Origin of the sequence: Citrobacter sp. FDAARGOS_156 (assembly GCF_001559235.2) — a bacterium.
Classification (GTDB): Bacteria; Pseudomonadota; Gammaproteobacteria; order Enterobacterales; family Enterobacteriaceae; genus Citrobacter; species Citrobacter youngae.
On the sequence record NZ_CP014030.2, the window covers coordinates 2877271 to 2896986 of the forward strand.

General features: G+C 52.0%; 20 protein-coding genes, 1 pseudogene and 1 riboswitch. Of the genes and pseudogenes, 11 read left to right on the top strand and 10 right to left on the bottom strand.

Annotation, left to right across the window (positions count from 1 at the left end):
• Positions 1–3 precede the first annotated feature (3 nt).
• Positions 4–1389: a YchO/YchP family invasin gene (locus tag AL515_RS14075; protein ID WP_071887350.1), complete on the bottom strand. Its 1386-nt coding sequence runs from the start codon at positions 1387–1389 to the stop codon at positions 4–6.
• Between the two features lie 175 nt (positions 1390–1564).
• Here AL515_RS14075 and AL515_RS14080 point away from each other — a divergent pair, with 175 nt between their 5' ends.
• Both AL515_RS14080 and AL515_RS14085 read left to right on the top strand, forming a co-directional pair.
• Complete coding sequence (locus tag AL515_RS14080; protein WP_005126372.1) at positions 1565–1918, top strand: DsrE/DsrF/TusD sulfur relay family protein; 354 nt, start codon at positions 1565–1567, stop codon at positions 1916–1918.
• A 263-nt stretch (positions 1919–2181) separates the two neighbouring features.
• Positions 2182–2427, top strand: a complete 246-nt coding sequence (locus AL515_RS14085) for a DUF1883 domain-containing protein (protein WP_042318612.1) — start codon at positions 2182–2184, stop codon at positions 2425–2427.
• A gap of 60 nt (positions 2428–2487) precedes the next feature.
• On the opposite strand, the gene AL515_RS14090 is transcribed toward AL515_RS14085, so the two are convergent.
• Positions 2488–3183 (bottom strand): gamma-glutamylcyclotransferase, encoded by a 696-nt coding sequence (locus AL515_RS14090; protein WP_061068019.1) that lies wholly within the window; start codon positions 3181–3183, stop codon positions 2488–2490.
• Between the two features lie 403 nt (positions 3184–3586).
• Between AL515_RS14090 and chaA the strand changes: the two genes are divergently transcribed.
• Positions 3587–4687: a sodium-potassium/proton antiporter ChaA gene (gene chaA / locus AL515_RS14095; RefSeq protein ID WP_061068020.1), complete on the top strand. Its 1101-nt coding sequence runs from the start codon at positions 3587–3589 to the stop codon at positions 4685–4687.
• A gap of 44 nt (positions 4688–4731) precedes the next feature.
• Here the strand turns inward: chaA and AL515_RS24125 are convergent.
• Positions 4732–5752: pseudogene (locus tag AL515_RS24125) on the bottom strand (amidohydrolase family protein).
• A gap of 70 nt (positions 5753–5822) precedes the next feature.
• Complete coding sequence (locus tag AL515_RS14105) at positions 5823–6416, bottom strand: TetR/AcrR family transcriptional regulator (protein WP_061068023.1); 594 nt, start codon at positions 6414–6416, stop codon at positions 5823–5825.
• Positions 6417–6488: 72 nt separating this feature from the next.
• Here AL515_RS14105 and bdcA point away from each other — a divergent pair, with 72 nt between their 5' ends.
• The gene (gene bdcA / locus AL515_RS14110; RefSeq protein ID WP_061068024.1) at positions 6489–7202 is read left to right on the top strand and encodes an SDR family oxidoreductase; all 714 of its coding nucleotides are present in this window, start codon (positions 6489–6491) and stop codon (positions 7200–7202) included.
• Between the two features lie 46 nt (positions 7203–7248).
• On the opposite strand, the gene kdsA is transcribed toward bdcA, so the two are convergent.
• Genes kdsA through hemA form a run of 6 tightly spaced genes read right to left on the bottom strand, consistent with a single transcriptional unit; the run spans position 7249 to position 12554 of the window.
• Positions 7249–8103 carry a 3-deoxy-8-phosphooctulonate synthase gene (gene kdsA / locus AL515_RS14115; RefSeq protein ID WP_048211463.1) on the bottom strand — a complete coding sequence of 285 codons (855 nt, stop codon included), beginning with the start codon at positions 8101–8103 and terminating at the stop codon, positions 7249–7251.
• Positions 8104–8138: 35 nt separating this feature from the next.
• Positions 8139–8948 carry an invasion regulator SirB1 gene (sirB1, locus tag AL515_RS14120; protein WP_048211462.1) on the bottom strand — a complete coding sequence of 270 codons (810 nt, stop codon included), beginning with the start codon at positions 8946–8948 and terminating at the stop codon, positions 8139–8141.
• Positions 8949–8951: 3 nt separating this feature from the next.
• Entirely contained in the window at positions 8952–9344 is a 393-nt protein-coding gene (gene sirB2, locus AL515_RS14125) for an invasion regulator SirB2 (RefSeq protein WP_061068025.1), read from the bottom strand.
• A complete protein-coding gene (prmC, locus tag AL515_RS14130; protein WP_048211461.1) occupies positions 9341–10174 on the bottom strand; it encodes a peptide chain release factor N(5)-glutamine methyltransferase in 834 nt (277 codons plus the stop codon). Before prmC ends, sirB2 begins: the two co-directional genes overlap by 4 nt.
• Entirely contained in the window at positions 10174–11256 is a 1083-nt protein-coding gene (gene prfA, locus AL515_RS14135; RefSeq protein ID WP_061068026.1) for a peptide chain release factor 1, read from the bottom strand. Before prfA ends, prmC begins: the two co-directional genes overlap by 1 nt.
• Positions 11257–11297: 41 nt before the next feature.
• Positions 11298–12554, bottom strand: coding sequence for a glutamyl-tRNA reductase (gene hemA / locus AL515_RS14140; protein ID WP_040233235.1), 1257 nt, complete (start codon positions 12552–12554; stop codon positions 11298–11300).
• 304 nt (positions 12555–12858) lie between these two features.
• Here hemA and lolB point away from each other — a divergent pair, with 304 nt between their 5' ends.
• From lolB to AL515_RS14170, 7 genes are all read left to right on the top strand, one after another.
• The gene (lolB, locus tag AL515_RS14145) at positions 12859–13482 is read left to right on the top strand and encodes a lipoprotein insertase outer membrane protein LolB (RefSeq protein ID WP_061068027.1); all 624 of its coding nucleotides are present in this window, start codon (positions 12859–12861) and stop codon (positions 13480–13482) included.
• Positions 13479–14330, top strand: a complete 852-nt coding sequence (gene ispE, locus AL515_RS14150; RefSeq protein ID WP_061068028.1) for a 4-(cytidine 5'-diphospho)-2-C-methyl-D-erythritol kinase — start codon at positions 13479–13481, stop codon at positions 14328–14330. Before lolB ends, ispE begins: the two co-directional genes overlap by 4 nt.
• 28 nt (positions 14331–14358) lie before the next feature.
• A complete protein-coding gene (locus AL515_RS23635; protein WP_161958608.1) occupies positions 14359–14508 on the top strand; it encodes a hypothetical protein in 150 nt (49 codons plus the stop codon).
• Positions 14509–14594: 86 nt separating this feature from the next.
• On the top strand, positions 14595–15542 hold the full coding sequence (gene prs, locus AL515_RS14155) for a ribose-phosphate diphosphokinase (RefSeq protein ID WP_001518537.1): 948 nt from the start codon (positions 14595–14597) through the stop codon (positions 15540–15542).
• Positions 15543–15693: 151 nt separating this feature from the next.
• Positions 15694–17346 carry a C4-dicarboxylic acid transporter DauA gene (gene dauA / locus AL515_RS14160; RefSeq protein WP_061068029.1) on the top strand — a complete coding sequence of 551 codons (1653 nt, stop codon included), beginning with the start codon at positions 15694–15696 and terminating at the stop codon, positions 17344–17346.
• A gap of 108 nt (positions 17347–17454) precedes the next feature.
• Entirely contained in the window at positions 17455–17970 is a 516-nt protein-coding gene (locus AL515_RS14165; RefSeq protein WP_071887408.1) for a GNAT family N-acetyltransferase, read from the top strand.
• A 242-nt stretch (positions 17971–18212) separates the two neighbouring features.
• A riboswitch (cobalamin riboswitch) is annotated at positions 18213–18442 on the top strand.
• 211 nt (positions 18443–18653) lie between these two features.
• Positions 18654–19706, top strand: a complete 1053-nt coding sequence (locus tag AL515_RS14170; RefSeq protein WP_061068831.1) for an ABC transporter substrate-binding protein — start codon at positions 18654–18656, stop codon at positions 19704–19706.
• Positions 19707–19716 lie beyond the last annotated feature (10 nt).

Genomic DNA, 19716 nt, shown 5'->3' on the forward strand with positions numbered 1-19716 from the left:
GTATTAACGAGGATCATTTCCCGAAACGGCATTAAACGGTTCGGGCAGTGATAGCGTGATCTCATTGGAAGAGACACGCTGGCCCTGCTCGTCTTCCACGACGACGGACAGCCGCCAACGGTTGGTTGCTCCTTCACTGCTATCCCACTTCGGCATAATAACCGTCCAGCCTTGCGCACTACGAGGATGGCTTCCGGCCGTTAAACTCAATGCTTTCGTGTCTCCCTGCCATGTCAGATGACGGATGCCATACTGACTACGCACCTGTAATTTCAACGCTACCGTCTCGCCGGGTTTCAGATCCCACGGCGGTGTTGTCAGAAATACAGATAAGGTTTTACGCTGGCGATACTCCAGCGTTGGCACGCTGTTACGCTGAGGATCGTCATAACGACTCCCGCGCAGCGATCGGCTGTTTGCGACTTCACTCACCATTAACTGTTTTTTTAACGGAACGCCAAAACGATAATTGAGGGTCAATCCCAGATTATTTTGGCTTACCCCGCTTTCGCCCTGTTTATGCTGCGCGGTCACCGTAATCAGCGGCACTGGCGTATAGCTCAGTCCCAGGTTTACCGCCACCGGATTGCGGTAGCCCGTTCCCGAATGGAAAAGGTCTACCCGATCGCCAAAATATTGCTCGACGCTGACGCTGGTATTGAGATGCTCATAAAAGGGTAACCGCATCAACGCAGTAAGGTCGTAGCCCCGCGCCATCCTTTGCTCCTGTGTCGAAGAACGATTCTGCCACGAGGAAAACGGCTGGTAGTAGTTGGCGGATAGCCGCAGATACTCTCCCCACGCCTCGGCGCCGAATCCGCCACGTGGCAGATTCTCATCCAGCAGGTTGTCATAAAAGGTGTTGTAACCCACTAACCAACCGTCACGTACCCAGCGCTGCCCAATCCCCGCATTACTGACCAGGCCTTCGTCCTGTTGCGTCAGTCCCAGCTGGCTCCAGATGAGATAGCGTTGATTGTCCTGCCACGGGATAAACCAGCTTCCTCGACTGCCGGCAAAGCTACCTTCATTATCCACCTGCAACCCAACGCTGGCATTCCCCCACGGAGAAAGCCAGGATTCAAGCTGTTGATTCACCTGCTCACTGACTGTGTCACGCACCTGGCCAAACGCGAACTGCTTCGCTTGCTCGCCAGTATCAAGGCCGTTATCGGTCATGCTGGCTTCCCCAAACGCTTTAACCATTTCGGCAAAGTGCTTTTCGCCTGCCCGCGACTCCGGCGCCATACCGAGATCGGGCAAGCCATCACTATTGTTATCGAAAGGGTTTTCCGCCTGGTGAATAAAAGACGATTGCGCGCTGGCAGTACCGCCTGCAAACGGCAAGAGTGAGAATACTGCGAGAGATAAATAAATATTACGGCTCAAATCGTTAGTGGTTTCTTACATCAATTAGCCACAGCGGCATACTTATCTTAAACCATAACGTCTTCAGCATTGATTTTCAGCCCTTCCTTCCTTTTTCGGCATTATCCTGGCATCGGGAAATAGGTGTAACATACGTGTCAGTTATTAACGCTCACATGCAGCAACAGGAGTAAAAATGCAAAAGATAGTGATCATCGCGAACGGTGCAGCCTATGGAAGCGAGTCGTTATTCAACAGTCTGCGTCTGGCCATCGCTCTGCGCGAGCAGGAGGGCAGCCTCGACCTGCGTCTGTTTTTAATGTCGGATGCCGTCACTGCAGGGCTGCGCGGGCAGAAACCGGGGGAAGGTTATAATATTCAGCAAATGCTGGAAATCCTGACAGCACAAAACGTTCCGGTAAAACTCTGCAAAACCTGTACCGATGGCCGCGGGATCACCGCTCTGCCGTTAATTGATGGCGTTGAAGTCGGTACGCTGGTGGAACTGGCTCAGTGGACGCTGGCAGCAGATAAGGTTTTGACCTTCTGATGCCAACACTTTCAGGCAAGCGTACTGAAAGTGCCGGTAATTTCCCGATTTAATCTCAGATGGGCGCGGTTTCGTTAAACGTAAGCTCGCCCTTTCAACCCTTTTAAGGGATTTTGTCATTTTTGTTTAATCGTTATGCCATTTTTTGATCAAAATCAGCATCCTGCCCCCTCCCCTTTGGTGTTATGCAATGAGTGAAATGTGAACAACATCACGCAGCACTTTCGACAGAAAGTACGTTGTTTTCAAGAACGGGGTGAAAAATGGCATTAGTGAAGGCAAGTTTGAAATTATTTGGTGGAGATACGGTGGTGGTACGCTGTTCGGAGCGTTGTCACATCCATCTGATGAGCGAGAAAAATCACGTCAAAGACACGCAGACCGACATTTTAAGTGTGCAGAATCGTGATAACGCATGGCTGACTGTACCGTATACCGGCGTCTGGAACGTGCTGATCGACAGCCACAGCCAGTCTCTGGAGCATTCAATCAGTTATATTGCAGCCTGATGATGTACTGCCCGAAAGCATCTACGCTTATCGGGCACACAACAGATAACCTGGCAACGCCTAGGCAAATCTCGGTCGCATGACGCCTTCCGGCAGGTTCTCTCCCAACAATCTTTTGACCGTAATCACCAGATCGTTAAGACAGTCATCCTGCATCCCCAACTTCACCAATTCCTGTTCCAGCGAGAACAGATATTGCGCGTTAGTTCCCAATGGCCCACTGGCAGAAGCAATAAGCGGCGCGATAACCTGAGCACGGGTATCGGACTCAAACAATGGATGTCGCGGATCCATAATAAAGACCAGCGCACTCACCGTTCGGCCATCATCCAGCGTGAGCTGACACCACGTTGGCAGGTAGCAACCCGTGATCATTTCACGCTTCCACAGCAGGGACAGCTCTTGCTCCAGCGATGCATCCGGTAAACGGTATGCCACACCCGTAGTGCGCCCCCCCTCTTTCAGGGCCAACATCCGTCCCGGCTGACACGCCGTTCCTCGCCCTGCCGTCAGGCGCAAACAAAATGCGCGATGCCAGCCGACTAACGTCCCGGTACAGGACTCTTCAAACTCTAACGCCGGGTTCCACATCAACGATCCATAACCAAAGATCCACACCGGTCCATCATCTGGACGGCAGGCAAGCGTGGCGGCCAGTGAGGCTGCCCGTTGTTCCGCCGACCAGAGTAGTGATTCTTCAATATCACCAAATGCCGTCTTACAGTCAGCATTCAATAAAAAATCACGCGTTAACACCTTACACCTCCGCCACTGCGACTTCCCTGCGACAACTTTTTTGACGCCTTCCAAGCTTTTTTACTGCTCATTTTGAAACCAATACCAGGACAATAGGCAATTCATCGACTGCATGCAAGGTAACAAAGGCTCAACGGCACTTTATATCCTCTTTTTATGTCCCGGTCTGGCGCGACCGTCAGCATCTCATCGTGTGATATTTTGACTAATTTAGAAACCTAACATCTTGTTATTTAAATACTCTCTAAACAAGACACACCATTTTGCTCACTTTGATGCAAAAAATGGTCCATGCCGTAAAATTACGTAAAATCAGATCGGAAATACCGAAAGATCTGTTATTTTTTACATTCTTTAATACATTTATAATTATAAGCACCTGCAGAGATGGAGAATTAATTACATGACACATGCACATGAGGCGGTAAAAACCCGCCACAAGGAGACCTCACTCGCCTTTCCGATTTTGGCGCTGGTAGTACTGTTCTTTTGGGGGAGCAGTCAGTCACTACCAGTGGTCATCGGCATTAACGCACTAGCCCTTATTGGTATATTAAGTAGCGCATTCAGCGTTGTCCGTCATGCAGACGTATTAGCTCACCGACTTGGTGAACCCTATGGCTCGCTGATTCTCAGCCTTTCGGTGGTTATTCTCGAAGTCAGTTTAATTTCCGCATTAATGGCAACTGGTGACGCCGCACCCACGCTAATGCGCGATACGCTCTATTCAATCATTATGATCGTAACCGGTGGGCTGGTCGGGTTTTCATTACTGTTGGGTGGCCGCAAATTTGCCACCCAGTATATGAACCTGTTCGGTATTAAGCAGTATTTAATTGCTCTATTTCCGCTGGCCATTATCGTGCTGGTATTCCCGATGGCATTACCGGGAGCGAATTTCACCACCGCACAGGCACTGCTGGTAGCCTTAATTTCAGCAGCAATGTACGGCGTATTTTTGCTGATCCAGACTAAAACACACCAGAGCCTGTTCATTTACGAACATGAAGATGAGGGGGACGGCGATGACCCACATCACGGTAAACCTTCAGCGCACAGCAATCTGTGGCACGCAGCCTGGCTTGTCATCCATTTGATTGCCGTTATTGCCGTCACCAAAATGAATGCCAATCCGCTGGAAACATTACTCACTGAGCTGAATGCACCAGTGGCATTTACCGGTTTCCTGGTGGCGTTGCTTATTCTCTCCCCTGAGGGTTTAGGTGCGTTGAAAGCAGTACTGAACAATCAGGTGCAGCGAGCGATGAATTTATTCTTCGGCTCAGTACTTGCCACCATCTCACTGACCGTACCCGTCGTCACACTGATTGCCTGGGCAACAGGGAATGACCTGGTGTTCGCGCTGGGCGCACCAGAGATGATTGTCATGGTTTCTTCGCTGGTGCTGTGCCATATCTCCTTCTCCACCGGACGCACCAATGTGCTCAACGGTGCAGCGCATCTGGCACTGTTTATCGCCTACCTGATGACGATATTCGCCTGATAATCAACTCAGGTGCAACCCACGGCCCTTTGCAGGGCCGTTTTTTATCCTGGTTTATTCTCCGGGTAGACCTGTTGGCCATCCACAAACGTTAATAGCGCTTGTGTCTGGTGCAGTTTATCTGCAGTAACTGCCAGAACATCCTGATCCAGAACGGCAAAATCAGCGAGCTTGCCAGCGCGCAAACTCCCTCTCTGCTGTTCGGCAAATGCCAGCCAGGCGGCATTTAGCGTATACATTTTTAACGCATCTTCCCGGCTGATCCGACGTTCCTCATCACGTACAGAGCCGTCGAGCACTTTCCCCGTCACATGGTATTCAATGGCATGCCACACACCCGCAACGCCAATTCTTGTCGCATCCGTTCCCCCTGCAACGATCACGCCTTGCTCTAGTGCGGGTTGAATGGGGGATGACTGTGCTGCAACGGTTTTACCATTAGCGCGTTCAATGGCGGGAGATTCAAAATATGGCCCCATCTGCACGGAATAGGCTAAACCTAATTGCTTCATCCGGGCTATCGTCTCTGCCGTACCGGTATTTAAATGGGCTATTGACCAGCGAAGCTGGGTAATATCATGCGTTTGCAGGGTTTGCAGGCAGCGCCTGATTCAGTTCCTGTAGGGTGGGAGCTCGCTTTTCAACAAATTGCTCAGGTATCCATGATCCCACCACGGCCACCCACTGCGCTGCGTTTTTCTCTTCTGCCGATTGCGACAGTTTGCGCAGAGCATCAGGTATAGTTTTAGCATCAAACCAGTAGGTTTCGAATAAGAACGTCCTTCCTCCGCGAATACCATGCAGATGCGTATCAATTAATCCAGGGATCACCGTTTTACCCGCAAGATTAATTTCTCGCGTATTCTGCCCTGACCATTTTTTAATCTCTTCATTATTTCCGACAGCAATAATGTGTTGCCCTTTTACCGCCAGAGCCTGCGCGTTTGGCTGTTGTTCGTCCATGGTAATAAGCTGGTCGTTATACAAAACAACATCAGCTTTATCCTGTGCAGAAGCCAAAGAGGATGTCCCCATCAGCATTACAGCCAACGCCATATTACGCATCGCAGGAGGAGGTGTTTTGAAGCAAAGGCCCATTTTACTCATCATGTTTATCTTCCTTTCTTGTGCAAAGCTAATCAGGAAACCTGTGCCGAAACGCAAGGCTGGCAAGTTGCGCGCTGGATACCAGTTGTTCAAGCGAGTGTCCGCAACGCGCTTTTCCCGACAAACCCAACATCGTGGTACAGACGTAATCGGTCATACTTTTCGCCTCTTCGGGGTAACGCTGGGCAATAAAGTTATGGATCTTATTTTCAGCTACCGAGTAGAACGCACGGGCGGCATTGCGTGCCTCAGGGTCATTGCAATGTGTTCCTTCCAGCACTAAACATCCTGCCGCATCGGGATCGGCTGCGTAATGACGTGCCGCCTCCTCAAGCAGCGTTGCCAGACAGTCAGCAACGGGTCTGTCGGCACATAAAATATCGTCAAAAGGGATCGCATCGGTTTGTACGTAACGGCTCAATACTCGTTGATAAAGGCCGAGCTTATTCCCAAAAGCAGCGTAGAAACTGGGGGGTTTGATACCCAGTACCTGAGTGACATCCGCCACGCTAACGGTATCGTAGCCGTGAGCGTGAAATAAGCGTTGTACCGTCGCAACCGCCTGCTCTGGGTCAAAATTACGTGGTCGACCCGGCGCGCGTGAGTATTTTGTAGTGACCATTATAAATCCATTGACAGAAAACCATGCGCCAATTATATATCGATCACTACATAATTGTTCAAGGAGTATCTGATGTCTTCATTCAAGGGTAAATCGGTGCTGGTTCTTGGTGGTAGTCGTGGGATCGGTGCGGCAATTGTACGCCGCTTTGCCGCGGAGGGCGCATCCGTCACCTTCACGTATTCCGGCTCTCCTGACGCCGCCAAAGCGCTGGCCGATGAGACTGGCACCCATACGGCGCAAACCGACAGCGCCAGACGCGAGGACGTTATCGCACGGGTGCGGGAAAGTGGCCCGTTAGATGTGCTGGTCGTTAACGCTGGGATTATCCTGTTCGGCGACGCGTTGGAGCAGGATCCTGATGAAGTTGAACGTCTTTTCCGCATTAATATTCACGCCCCCTACTACGCCGCGGTGGAGGCTGCACGCCAGATGTCTGATGGAGGACGAATCATTATTATCGGTTCAGTAAATGGTGACCGTATGCCCATCGCCGGTATGGCCTCTTATGCGTTGAGCAAGTCGGCACTACAAGGGATGGCGAGAGGGTTGGCTCGTGATTTTGGTCCGCGTGGTATTACGGTGAACGTTGTGCAACCTGGCCCGATTGATACCGATGCCAATCCGGCAGAAGGCCCGTTGAAAGAGCTGATGCACAGCTTTATGGCACTAAAACGACATGGGCGACCGGAAGAAGTTGCCGGAATGGTTGCCTGGCTTGCTGGACCTGAAGCAGGGTTTGTGACAGGCGCAATGCATACTATTGACGGCGCGTTTGGCGCCTGACGGAAATAACAGGCCGGAGGAATATCCCCCGGCCTGTTGAACGCTCTTAGTTTTCAGTATCCAGCTCGTCGAAGCTTTTCACCAGGTCATCAATGGCTTTAATCTGCGTCAGGAACTGTTCCAGTTTCGCCAGCGGCAGCGCGGATGGACCGTCGCATTTAGCATGGGCTGGATCCGGGTGCGCTTCAATGAACAGACCCGCCAGGCCTACCGCCATACCGGCGCGAGCCAGTTCGGTGACCTGTGCACGGCGACCGCCGCTTGCTGCGCCAAACGGGTCGCGGCACTGCAGAGCGTGGGTGACGTCAAAAATCACCGGAGAGTTACCGGAAACTTTCTTCATCACGCTAAAGCCCAGCATATCGACAACCAGGTTGTCATAACCAAAGTTCGCACCACGGTCGCACAGGATAACCTTGTCGTTACCGCCTTCATGGAATTTATCCACGATGTTGCCCATCTGACCCGGGCTTACGAATTGCGGTTTTTTCACGTTAATAACAGCGCCCGTTTTCGCCATCGCTTCTACCAGGTCGGTCTGACGAGCAAGGAATGCCGGCAGCTGAATCACATCCACCACATCGGCAACAGGCTGTGCCTGGCTGGCTTCATGAACGTCGGTGATCACTTTTACGCCAAACGTCTGCTTCAGTTCCTGGAAGATTTTCATCCCTTCTTCAAGACCTGGCCCACGGTAAGAGTGGATGGAAGAACGGTTGGCTTTATCAAAGGAGGCTTTGAACACGTAAGGGATACCCAGCTTTTGAGTAACGGTTACGTAGTGCTCACAAATGCGCATCGCCAGATCGCGGGATTCCAGCACGTTCATTCCGCCAAACAGCACGAACGGCAGGTCATTTGCCACGTTGATGTCGCCAATGCTAACCACTTTTTGTTTCATAGGATCGCCTTAAACGGTAGGTAAAGTGTTATTAATCAATGCAATACAATTTGCTTGTGCGAAATAGTATTAATCTGCGCACGGATCATTTCGCTGATCGGGTCTTCCGGACACTGCTCAACGAAATAACTTAAATCAGTCAGCGCAACATGTTCACATTCCAGCTGCGCGTAGATTAATCCGCGATCGCGTATTTCATACGGATCCTCAGGATTAAACTGCAGTAATGCTTCGCTGGCTCGCAGCGCCAGTTCCATTTGTCGCTCTTCCATTAGCGATGATTTCAGCGTGTCGAGCAGTTTGCGGATCACTTCCGCGTTATCCGCTTCGTCAAGATCCTCGTTGAACAGTTCGGCAACCGGGCTAATGTTACCCTTCAGCCACACTTCCAACGTGTGTTCATTTAACGTTTCGCCATTGAACGGATTGATTAGCCACATTTCACCATCGAGCGATTCAATACGCAGGATGAGTTGTGTCGGGAAAATCACCGGTACCAACGGCAGATCCAGTCGGTTAGCAATCCACAATAAGATGGCACCGAGTGAAACCGCACTGCCCTGACGATTTTTCAGAACCTGGTCGAGCCATAGTGCATCAGAAAGACGATAGACGCCGTGGGTGTCCGTAAAACCCCATTCGCCGTAAAAAAGTGCCAGCAGTTTATCCAGTTGCTCATCCTGAGACAGGAGCTGGCTAATTTCTTCTTGCGCCAGACCAACCAGACGTTCCAGTTCGTCATAGACAGTTTGTGTTGGAAAATCCAGACGGATAGACTCCGACGCCAGGATCATCCCATCACACAACGGCGCTTTATTAAATTCGAAATCAGCTAACGACCTCATGACTTACCCCAGTAACGGTATTTTTGTGGTGGCGAGTTTAATGATGATGTACAGCACCACCAGCGCCAGCGGAAATGCGATTAATCGCGCCTGCTGACTGCGCGCCCGACGGTAATCGAGCGCAATAAAACCCAAAACGATGTAAATGATAACCCCAAACAGCTTTTCAGTCAGCCATGTCCCCTGCTCGGTGAATGGCAGGATGTGCGTTTTAGCGATCAACGCCACGCCGCTGAGGAGTAAAACGGTATCAATGATCGGTGGCAGAATACGCGTCCAGCGCGATGATGCAAGACGTGTATTGGTAGAACGCCACCAAAAACGCAACGTGAGTAGCCCGACAGAAAGCACGATGCTAACGAGATGAATAGTAAGTAGTGTGCTGAACGAATTCATGATGGGATGCGCCCGAGCGTAATCCGCTCGTTGCCGCCATAGTCACGACAGGTTTCAACCGCCTGGTAACCTGCGCGGGTAAACGCGTCGCGTACCGCCTCACCCTGCTGCCAGCCATGTTCCAGCAACAGATAACCGCCGGGCGTTAGCATGTGTCGAGACTGATCAATGATATGCACGATATCCGCCATACCCTGCTCGCCCGCTACCAGTGCCGATAGCGGCTCAAAACGTACATCGCCCTGCGCCAGGTGAGGATCCTGCTCGTCGATGTACGGCGGGTTACTAACGATCATCTCAAACTGCTGCCCCTGCAAAGCACTGAACCAGTCACTTTGCAACACATGCACATTGTCGATAGCCAGATTTTGTCGATTGCGGTTTGCCAGGTTTACGGCATCCGGCATGCGGTCAACTGCTGTCACCGTGCAATCCGGACGCTCAGACGCCAGCGCCAGCGCGATGGCGCCCGTACCGGTTCCCAAGTCGAGAATACGGCACGGCGAGGCAGGCAAACGCGCCAGTGCCTGTTCAACCAGGCACTCGGTATCCGGGCGTGGAATAAGCGTAGCCGGAGACACAAACAGCGGCAGCGACCAGAACTCGCGCACACCGGTCAGATGTGCCACCGGCTCACCCCGCTGACGGCGTTCCAGTAATGTACCGAGCCGTTGATGCTGCGCCTCGGTTAACACCGTTTCGCCGAACGCCAGAATAAAGGTACGCCCTTTACCGGTGACAAACTCGAGTAAAATCTCGGCGTCACGGCGCGGGCTTTCACTGGTCTGTAACTGGCTTATTGCTTCACGCAGCCATTGCTGATAGTCCATTAATCTTGCTCGGACAACGCCGCCAACTGGTCGGCCTGGTATTCCTGGACGATTGGCTCAATGAGCATATCCAGTTTACCTTCCATCGCTTCATCCAGACGGTAGAGCGTCAGGTTAATGCGGTGATCGGTCACACGCCCCTGCGGGAAGTTATAGGTACGGTTGCGATCGCTGCGATCGCCACTGCCCAACAGGTTGCGACGTTCAGAGGCTTCCGCCTGCTGACGCCTGGCCACTTCGGCGGCACGAATACGCGCGCCCAGCACTGACATCGCTTTCGCTTTGTTTTTATGCTGTGAACGTTCGTCCTGACACTCCACCACAATGCCGGTCGGCAAGTGGGTAATACGGATAGCGGAGTCGGTGGTGTTAACGTGCTGACCCCCAGCGCCGGATGAGCGGAAGGTATCAATACGCAGATCGGCTGGGTTGATATCCGGCAGTTCTGCTTCCGGCAGTTCCGGCATCACCGCGACCGTACAAGCGGAAGTATGGATACGCCCTTGAGATTCGGTCGCCGGTACGCGCTGTACGCGATGACCGCCGGACTCAAATTTCAGCCGACCATACACACCATCACCGCTGACTTTGGCAATAATTTCTTTGTAGCCACCATGTTCGCCTTCGTTGGCGCTCATGATCTCTACCCGCCAGCGACGCGATTCAGCGTAACGGCTGTACATGCGGAACAGATCGCCCGCAAACAGCGCCGCTTCATCACCACCGGTTCCCGCACGCACTTCGAGGAAGGCGTTACGTTCATCATCAGGATCGGTTGGCAGCAGCAGAACCTGCAGATGCTGTTCCAGTTGTTCACATTTTTCTTTTGCTTCGCGCAGTTCATCCTGCGCCATTTCACGCATTTCAGGATCGTCGAGCATCATCTGTGCCGTTTCAATATCTTCCTGAACCTGTTGCCAGTCCGTAAAACAACGGGAAACATCACTTAATTGCGCATATTCGCGCGACAATGCACGAAAGCGTTCCTGGTCTGCGATAGTTCCCGCATCACCGAGCAGCGCCTGAACTTCTTCATGGCGTTCATGCAGGGCTTCCAGTTTGGCAACGATAGAAGGCTTCATAGGCGTAAATGCACCCTGTAAAAAATGAGATTGGTGTATTGCTACTCCAGCCCGAGGCTGTCGCGCAGAATATTCAGGCGTTCACTGTCCCCGTCACGGGCGGCCTGTTGAAGTGATTTGGTTGGTGCGTGGATCAGGCGGTTAGTCAGCTTCCACGCCAGGTCCTGCATAATGGCTTGCGCATCACCGCCCTGTTCCAGAGCAGCCAACGCTTTAGCGGTCAGTTCATCACGGATTTGTTCAGACTGACTGCGATAATCGCGGATGGTCTCGCTTGCGCTTTGTGCTCGCAGCCAGGCCATAAACTCGCTGGTTTCCTGCGCAACGATGGTTTCCGCTTCCACGGCGGCCGCTTTGCGCTGCGCCAGGTTATGCGAAATGATGCTTTGTAGGTCGTCAACACTGTACAAATAGGCGTTGGACAGTTTGCCCACTTCCGGTTCAACATCGCGTGGTACCGCAATATCGACCAGCAGCATAGGCTGATTACGGCGATTTTTTAGCGCACGTTCGACCATCCCCTTGCCAATAATAGGCAGTGGGCTGGCGGTAGAGCTGATAATAATATCGGCATCCTGTAAGCGGGCATCAATATCGCTCAGAGAAATCACCTCGGCGCCGACTTCATCGGCCAGCACCTGCGCACGCTCACGAGTGCGGTTAGCGATGATCATCTTCTTCACTTTATGCTCACGCAGATGTCGCGCCACCAGCTCGATGGTCTCGCCGGCACCTACTAACAACACGGTTACCGTGGAAAGGGATTCAAAGATCTGCCGCGCCAGGGTACAGGCAGCAAACGCGACGGACACCGCGCTGGCACCGATATCCGTTTCTGTGCGTACACGCTTCGCGACAGAGAATGATTTCTGGAACATACGTTCCAGCGCACTGGCGTTCAGATGGCCTTTTTGCGAGTCCGCAAAGGCTTTTTTCACCTGCCCCAGAATTTGTGGCTCGCCAAGCACCAGCGAATCCAGACCGCTGGCGACACGCATCAGATGGCTGACGGCGTCGTTGTCCTGGTGCCAGTAGAGGCTACTGCGCAGGTCTTCTTCGTTCAGATTGTGGTACTCACACAGCCAGCGAATCAGCGCTTCCTGCAGGTTATCCTGCTCTTCTACGCTGAGATACAGCTCTGTGCGGTTACACGTCGACAGCACTACCCCGCCCTGCACCATTGGCTGCGCAAGCAGGCTGTCCAGCGCCTGATCGAGCGTATCCGGCGAAAACGTTACGCGTTCTCGCAGCGATACAGGTGCCGTTTTATGGTTAATACCAAGCGCTAAAAGGGTCATGTGTGCGGGAATAGTACCAGCGTTGATAAGGTTAGACTGGGTGCATCATACAGGATGCGTGCAGCCAATAAAAGAGACTGCCCCCTTTTGGAGTAATAGCTTACGGTTTAAATTAAGATAACGTGACCGTAGACGATATTCACGGTCGGCGCTAGCATTAAGGGTTATAACTGCAACCGCTGGCATGATTTTGCCGGATGGCGAAAAACGCGTCTTTTCCGACCTGCGAATTCAGTTTGTAGGCCTGATAAGCGCCGCGCCATCAGGCAATTAATGCACCGTATTACAAGGATTTGTCATCATTATGACCCTGCCTGATTTTCGCCTGATTCGCCTGCTGCCGCTGGCGGCCCTGGTTCTTACTGCCTGTACGCTCAACGCGCCGAAAGGTCCCGGCAAAAGCCCCGACTCTCCGCAGTGGCACCAGCACCAGCAGGAAGTGCGCGCCCTGAACCAATATCAGACACGCGGTGCGTTTGCCTATATTTCCGACCAGCAGAAAGTGTATGCCCGCTTTTTCTGGCAGCAAACTGGCCAGGATCGCTATCGCCTTCTGCTAACCAATCCGCTGGGCAGTACCGAACTGGAACTGAACGCGCAACCGGGCAACGTGGAACTCGTCGACAACAAAGGGAAGCACTACACCGCTGACGACGCCGAAGAGATGATTGGTAAACTGACCGGCATGCCTATTCCATTGAACAGCTTGCGCCAGTGGATCCTGGGTCTGCCGGGAGACGCCACCGATTATAAACTTGACGACCAATATCGTCTGAGCGAAGTGAATTACAGTAAAGATGGCAAAAGCTGGAAAGTCGTGTACAGCGCCTACGACAGCAAAACGCAGCCGGCGATGCCTGCAAATATGGAGCTTTCCGACGGCTCCCAGCGCATTAAGCTGAAAATGGATAACTGGATTGTGAAATGATGACCCGTTGGCCCTCTCCGGCAAAATTGAATTTATTTCTATACATCACCGGGCAGCGTGCGGACGGTTATCACACGCTGCAGACGTTGTTCCAGTTTCTGGATTACGGCGATACGATAGATATTGCGCTGCGCAGCGACGGTGAAATTCACCTGTTAACGCCCGTTGATGGGGTTGAGCATGAAGACAACCTGATCGTTCGCGCAGCGCGTTTGCTAATAACAACGGCGTCTGAAAGCAATCGTCTTCCCAAAGGGAGCGGCGCGGACATCAGTATCGACAAACGCCTGCCGATGGGCGGCGGCCTCGGTGGTGGCTCATCGAATGCCGCCACCGTTTTAGTGGCGCTGAATCATCTTTGGCAGTGTGGGTTGTCTGTAGATGAACTGGCAATACTGGGCTTAACGCTGGGCGCCGACGTACCGGTATTCGTACGCGGTCATGCAGCCTTTGCTGAAGGCGTAGGAGAAATTCTGACGCCGGTCAATCCAGCAGAAAAATGGTACCTGGTCGCCCATCCGGGAGTCAGTATTCCAACGCCGGTGATTTTTAACGATCCTGACCTCCCCCGTAACACGCCAAAAAGGTCAATAGAAACGTTACTAAAATGTGAATTCGGCAATGATTGCGAGGTTATCGCAAGAAAACGTTTTCGCGAGGTTGATGCGGCGCTTTCCTGGCTGTTAGAATACGCGCCGTCGCGCCTGACTGGTACAGGGGCTTGTGTCTTTGCTGAATTTGACACTGAGTCTCGTGCTCGCCAGGTGCTTGAGCAAGCCCCGGATTGGCTCAAAGGCTTTGTGGCGAAAGGTGTCAACCTCTCCCCATTGCACAGAGCGCTACTCTAAATCATTTGGGTTTCAGGAAGATGGCGAGATGACGAATCGCCAGACACATACAAAAGTATGTGACTGGTGTGAGAAATTGATGCCAGCACGTGAAACGCGGCTGATGACGAGTAAGCCGGGCAAGCTGAGTTGCGGTGACAACGTCACCCTGTTCCAGACGTTGCATCGCGCTCTTTAATACACCGCCTGGAGAGGATACTGCCTGGCCCGCACAGTTTTCGGCAGATTCTTTCCACCAATGGACGCATGCCTGAGGTTCTTCTCGTGCCTGATATGAAGCTTTTTGCTGGTAACGCCACCCCGGAACTAGCACAACGTATTGCCAACCGCCTGTACACTTCACTCGGCGACGCCGCTGTAGGTCGCTTTAGCGACGGCGAAGTCAGCGTACAAATTAATGAAAATGTACGCGGTGGTGATATTTTCATCATCCAGTCCACTTGTGCCCCTACTAACGACAACCTGATGGAATTGGTCGTTATGGTTGATGCGCTGCGCCGTGCTTCCGCAGGCCGTATCACCGCCGTTATCCCTTACTTCGGCTATGCACGTCAGGATCGTCGCGTACGTTCTGCTCGTGTTCCGATTACCGCTAAAGTCGTCGCGGACTTCCTGTCCAGCGTTGGCGTTGACCGCGTCCTCACCGTTGACCTGCATGCTGAACAGATCCAGGGCTTCTTTGATGTGCCGGTTGATAACGTATTCGGTAGCCCGATTCTGTTAGAAGACATGCTGCAGCTGAATCTGGACAACCCGATTGTGGTTTCTCCAGACATCGGTGGCGTCGTGCGTGCCCGCGCTATCGCTAAACTGCTGAACGATACCGATATGGCTATCATCGATAAACGTCGCCCGCGTGCGAACGTTTCTCAGGTGATGCACATCATTGGTGACGTTGCGGGCCGTGACTGCGTGCTGGTTGATGACATGATCGATACCGGCGGTACGCTGTGTAAAGCAGCTGAAGCGCTGAAAGAGCGTGGTGCTAAACGCGTATTTGCTTATGCAACTCACCCGATCTTCTCAGGTAATGCGGCAAACAACCTGCGCAACTCAGTAATTGATGAAGTCGTTGTCTGTGACACCATTCCACTGACCGACGAAATCAAAGCACTGCCAAACGTGCGTACGTTGACTCTGTCGGGTATGCTGGCCGAAGCGATTCGTCGTATCAGCAACGAAGAATCCATCTCTGCTATGTTCGAGCATTAATCGAACCCGGCTCAAAAACCCGCTGCGGCGGGTTTTTTTATCTGTAATATTTATTTGTATGACTTTTGCCTCCTTCACCTGCCATTCAATTGACAGATGATGCGCCCATGGATGAAACATTATTGTGAACAGATTATTTTCCTCACATGTGATGCCTTTCCGCGCCCTCATCGACGCTTGTTGGAAAGAAAAATATACCGTTTCTCGCTTTACCCGCGACCTGATCGCCGGGATAACGGTTGGGATAATTGCCATTCCGCTGGCGATGGCGCTGGCAATCGGTAGTGGCGTTGCTCCGCAGTACGGCCTGTACACCTCTGCCGTGGCTGGGATTGTTATCGCCCTCACCGGGGGCTCACGCTTTAGCGTATCAGGCCCAACTGCCGCCTTCGTGGTGATTTTGTATCCGGTGTCGCAACAGTTTGGACTGGCAGGTCTGCTGGTCGCCACGCTAATGTCCGGGATATTCCTGATCCTTTTCGGCCTCGCCCGCTTTGGTCGTTTGATCGAATACATTCCGGTGTCCGTTACGTTAGGTTTTACCTCGGGTATTGGTATCACCATCGGTACCATGCAGATTAAAGATTTTCTTGGCCTGCAGATGGCTCATGTCCCTGAGCACTACCTGCAGAAGGTCGGCGCGCTGTTTATGGCCCTGCCAACCATCGACGTGGGGGATGCCGCGATTGGCGTGGTCACACTGGGGATCCTGATTTTCTGGCCGCGTCTGGGGATCCGCCTGCCGGGCCACCTTCCTGCACTGCTGGCTGGCTGCGCGGTGATGGGTATCGTGAACCTGACGGGTGGCCATGTAGCGACCATCGGGTCTCAGTTCCATTACATTCTGGCCGATGGCTCGCAGGGTAACGGTATCCCACAGCTGCTGCCGCAGTTGGTACTGCCATGGGATATGCCTGGCTCCAACTTTACGCTGAGCTGGAGTTCATTACAGGCACTGTTACCCGCAGCCTTTTCGATGGCAATGCTCGGAGCAATCGAATCTCTGCTGTGCGCTGTCGTCCTCGATGGGATGACCGGCACCAAGCATAAGGCCAATAGCGAATTGATTGGTCAGGGTCTGGGCAACATCGTCGCACCGTTCTTTGGCGGTATCACTGCCACTGCGGCAATTGCCCGTTCTGCGGCTAACGTTCGTGCCGGCGCAACGTCGCCAATTTCTGCGGTCATTCACGCGATTCTGGTGATCCTCGCCCTGCTGGTGCTTGCGCCGCTGCTTTCCTGGTTACCGCTGTCGGCGATGGCTGCCCTGCTGCTGATGGTGGCATGGAACATGAGTGAAGCGCATAAAGTTGTGGATCTCCTGCGCCACGCGCCAAAAGACGACATCATCGTTATGCTGATGTGTATGTCTTTGACGGTGCTGTTCGATATGGTTATCGCCATCAGCGTCGGTATCGTTCTCGCTTCGCTGCTGTTTATGCGCCGTATTGCACGCATGACGCGTCTGGCACCGGTCAACGTAGACGTACCAAACGATGTACTGGTACTACGCGTTATTGGCCCGCTTTTCTTTGCCGCAGCAGAGGGACTCTTTACCGATCTCGAATCTCGCCTTGAAGGCAAACGCATTGTGGTGCTGAAGTGGGACGCCGTCCCGGTACTGGATGCCGGTGGTCTGGACGCCTTCCAGCGTTTTGTTAAACGCCTGCCGGAAGGTTGTGAGTTGCGTATCAGTAATCTGGAATTCCAGCCGCTACGCACCATGGCACGCGCGGGTATCCAACCCATCCCCGGCCGTCTGGCGTTCTTCCCGAACCGTGATGCCGCGCTGGCAGATATTTAATCATACGATGTTACCGGCTTGCGCAGGCTTGCCGGTAACACTTCTCTTCTGTAAACGCGTCTGAGTTGCTATTATCCAGTTCCCCTGGTTCTGATGATATCTGCAACGATGAACGCTGATACTACATTTATATTCCGTGAAATAACTGAGGCTGATATTTCGTCCGTTCAGTCGTTTATTATCCACCATTTAAATCTCTATTTTAACGCTAACCGACCAGCACCTGAACCGCATGCAGATGTATTAAATCTGCGCTCACACTACCTCCATCAACCGCGAAATCTGTTGCTCGGCGCATGGAATAACCGACAGCAACTTATCGCTACGCTGGCGGTCTGCCAGTACGATGACCGAATACCGGCACTGCGCGGACGCTATCAATTATCCTCAACCGCGGAAATTTGCCGCTGCTACGTCGCACAGGAATATCGTCGGCAAGGCATAGGCAGCCAACTTGTCCTGCTGGCGGAACAATTTTGCGACCGACAACAATATAAAATACGCTATCTGCACACCCACCATTTTTTACCTGGTGGCTATCAGTTTTGGTTGCGAAATCACTTTACCGTCTTTTTTGATGAAGGTGGCGAACAGCAAATCGTACACATGGAAAAATATCAATAAAAATGTGACGCCGCGCAAATAATTAAATATCACAGTAAATTTCGTTATTAAGCGTGGTCAGCTCGGCAAAGAAAACATTAATTGATCAACATCAAACAATTCTCATTTAGTTTATCGGCATTTGTGTTTTTCACATAATTAATGTCACAAACACCAAAGCAACGAATTGATTTTATTGAATTTAAAAATAAAAGCGGTATCAACCCTACTTATTCAAGCGGTTGACGGGGCTATTCGATACCGATAAAGTCCCCACCGACAGTATTTCAGAATCTATTTATCATTTTGAAACGGAATATGGTGCGGATTATTTTAATCTTATGCCATAGCTGCCCCCGCAACTGTAAGCGGAAACTGAATATCACTGTGTCGTGGATTATCCACGACAGGTCACTGTAAAGAACGCCTTTATGGGAAGGCCGATATTCAGATTGCCGCGAGCCAGGAGACCTGCTGTCAAGGTTGTATACATTGAGTGGACGGGATGGTCCATGGGGTGATTTATTTGACGAATGAATAATATAATTTCTGAACAAATTGGCAACAATATGTTTTATTTTCATATTATCTTGCCCGCAGTTCACGATTAGATGTCATCTATCGTCATGTGCCTGTCCCGAATTTATGGAACGAAATGAACCATGACCAGACGTTCAGATTCTGGCATGAACGGGACAACGCTAATGCACGCAAAAATAACTTCTGCTTATTGCAAACTTTCACTTCTGGCACTGACTGGCGCAGCACTCTTCCTGACCAGCAATATGGCTTCTGCGGCAAAAACAGAATATCCATTAACGATCAAAAACTGTGGTAGGGATATTACGTTTAATCATGCGCCAAAACGCGTGACTACCGTTGGACAAAACAGTACTGAAATCCTCTATTCCCTGGGTCTGGCCGATCGTGTTGTTGGAACATCACTGTGGTTTGGCCCGGTACCTGAACAGTACAAAGCAGTGAATGACAAGATTGCAGTCATTGCGCAAAACATCCCGAGTTTCGAAGGGATTATTGCGAAAAAACCGGATCTGGTGGCCAGTCAGTTTGAATGGCAGATTGGCCCTGCGGGCACAGTTGCCTCTTACGAACAATTTAGCGAATTACACGTTCCGGTTTATACCGCCCCAGCCGATTGTGCCAAAGACAACGAAGACGGCGGCGACGGCGTGCGTAAGAGCATGTTTGATATCGCCATGGTCTATCAGGAAATTGCCGACCTGGCGAAAATTTTTGATGTACAGGACAAAGGCGATGAACTGATTGCCAGCCTGAAAGCACGTGAAGCCGCTGCGAAAGCTAAGATTGCCGGCATGGACAACCACGTATCTGCCGTCTTTTGGTTCTCCAGCGCCGACCTGCAGCTTGACCCCTATGTCGCCGGGAAATTTGGCCCCGCGGCGTGGATAGCGCAATCTCTTGGGGTGAAAAATGTCATTGATTCCGCCGAGGAGTGGCCAACAGTAGGTTGGGAAACCATTGCCAAAGCCAATCCATCGGTCATCGTCCTCGGCGAGATGGGCCGTCGCCGCTTCCCGGCCGATGACTGGAAAGTCAAAATGGAATACCTCACGTCCGATCCTGTTACCCGGCTGATCCCGGCAGTGAAAGAAAACCACCTGCCGGTGATCGACGTGCAAACCATGAACGCGGGTATCAGAACCATTGACGGACTGGAAAAACTCGCCGATGCGCTGGTGCAATATGGTCTGGCGCACCCTCAGACGACTCACTAACTCTCGTCGC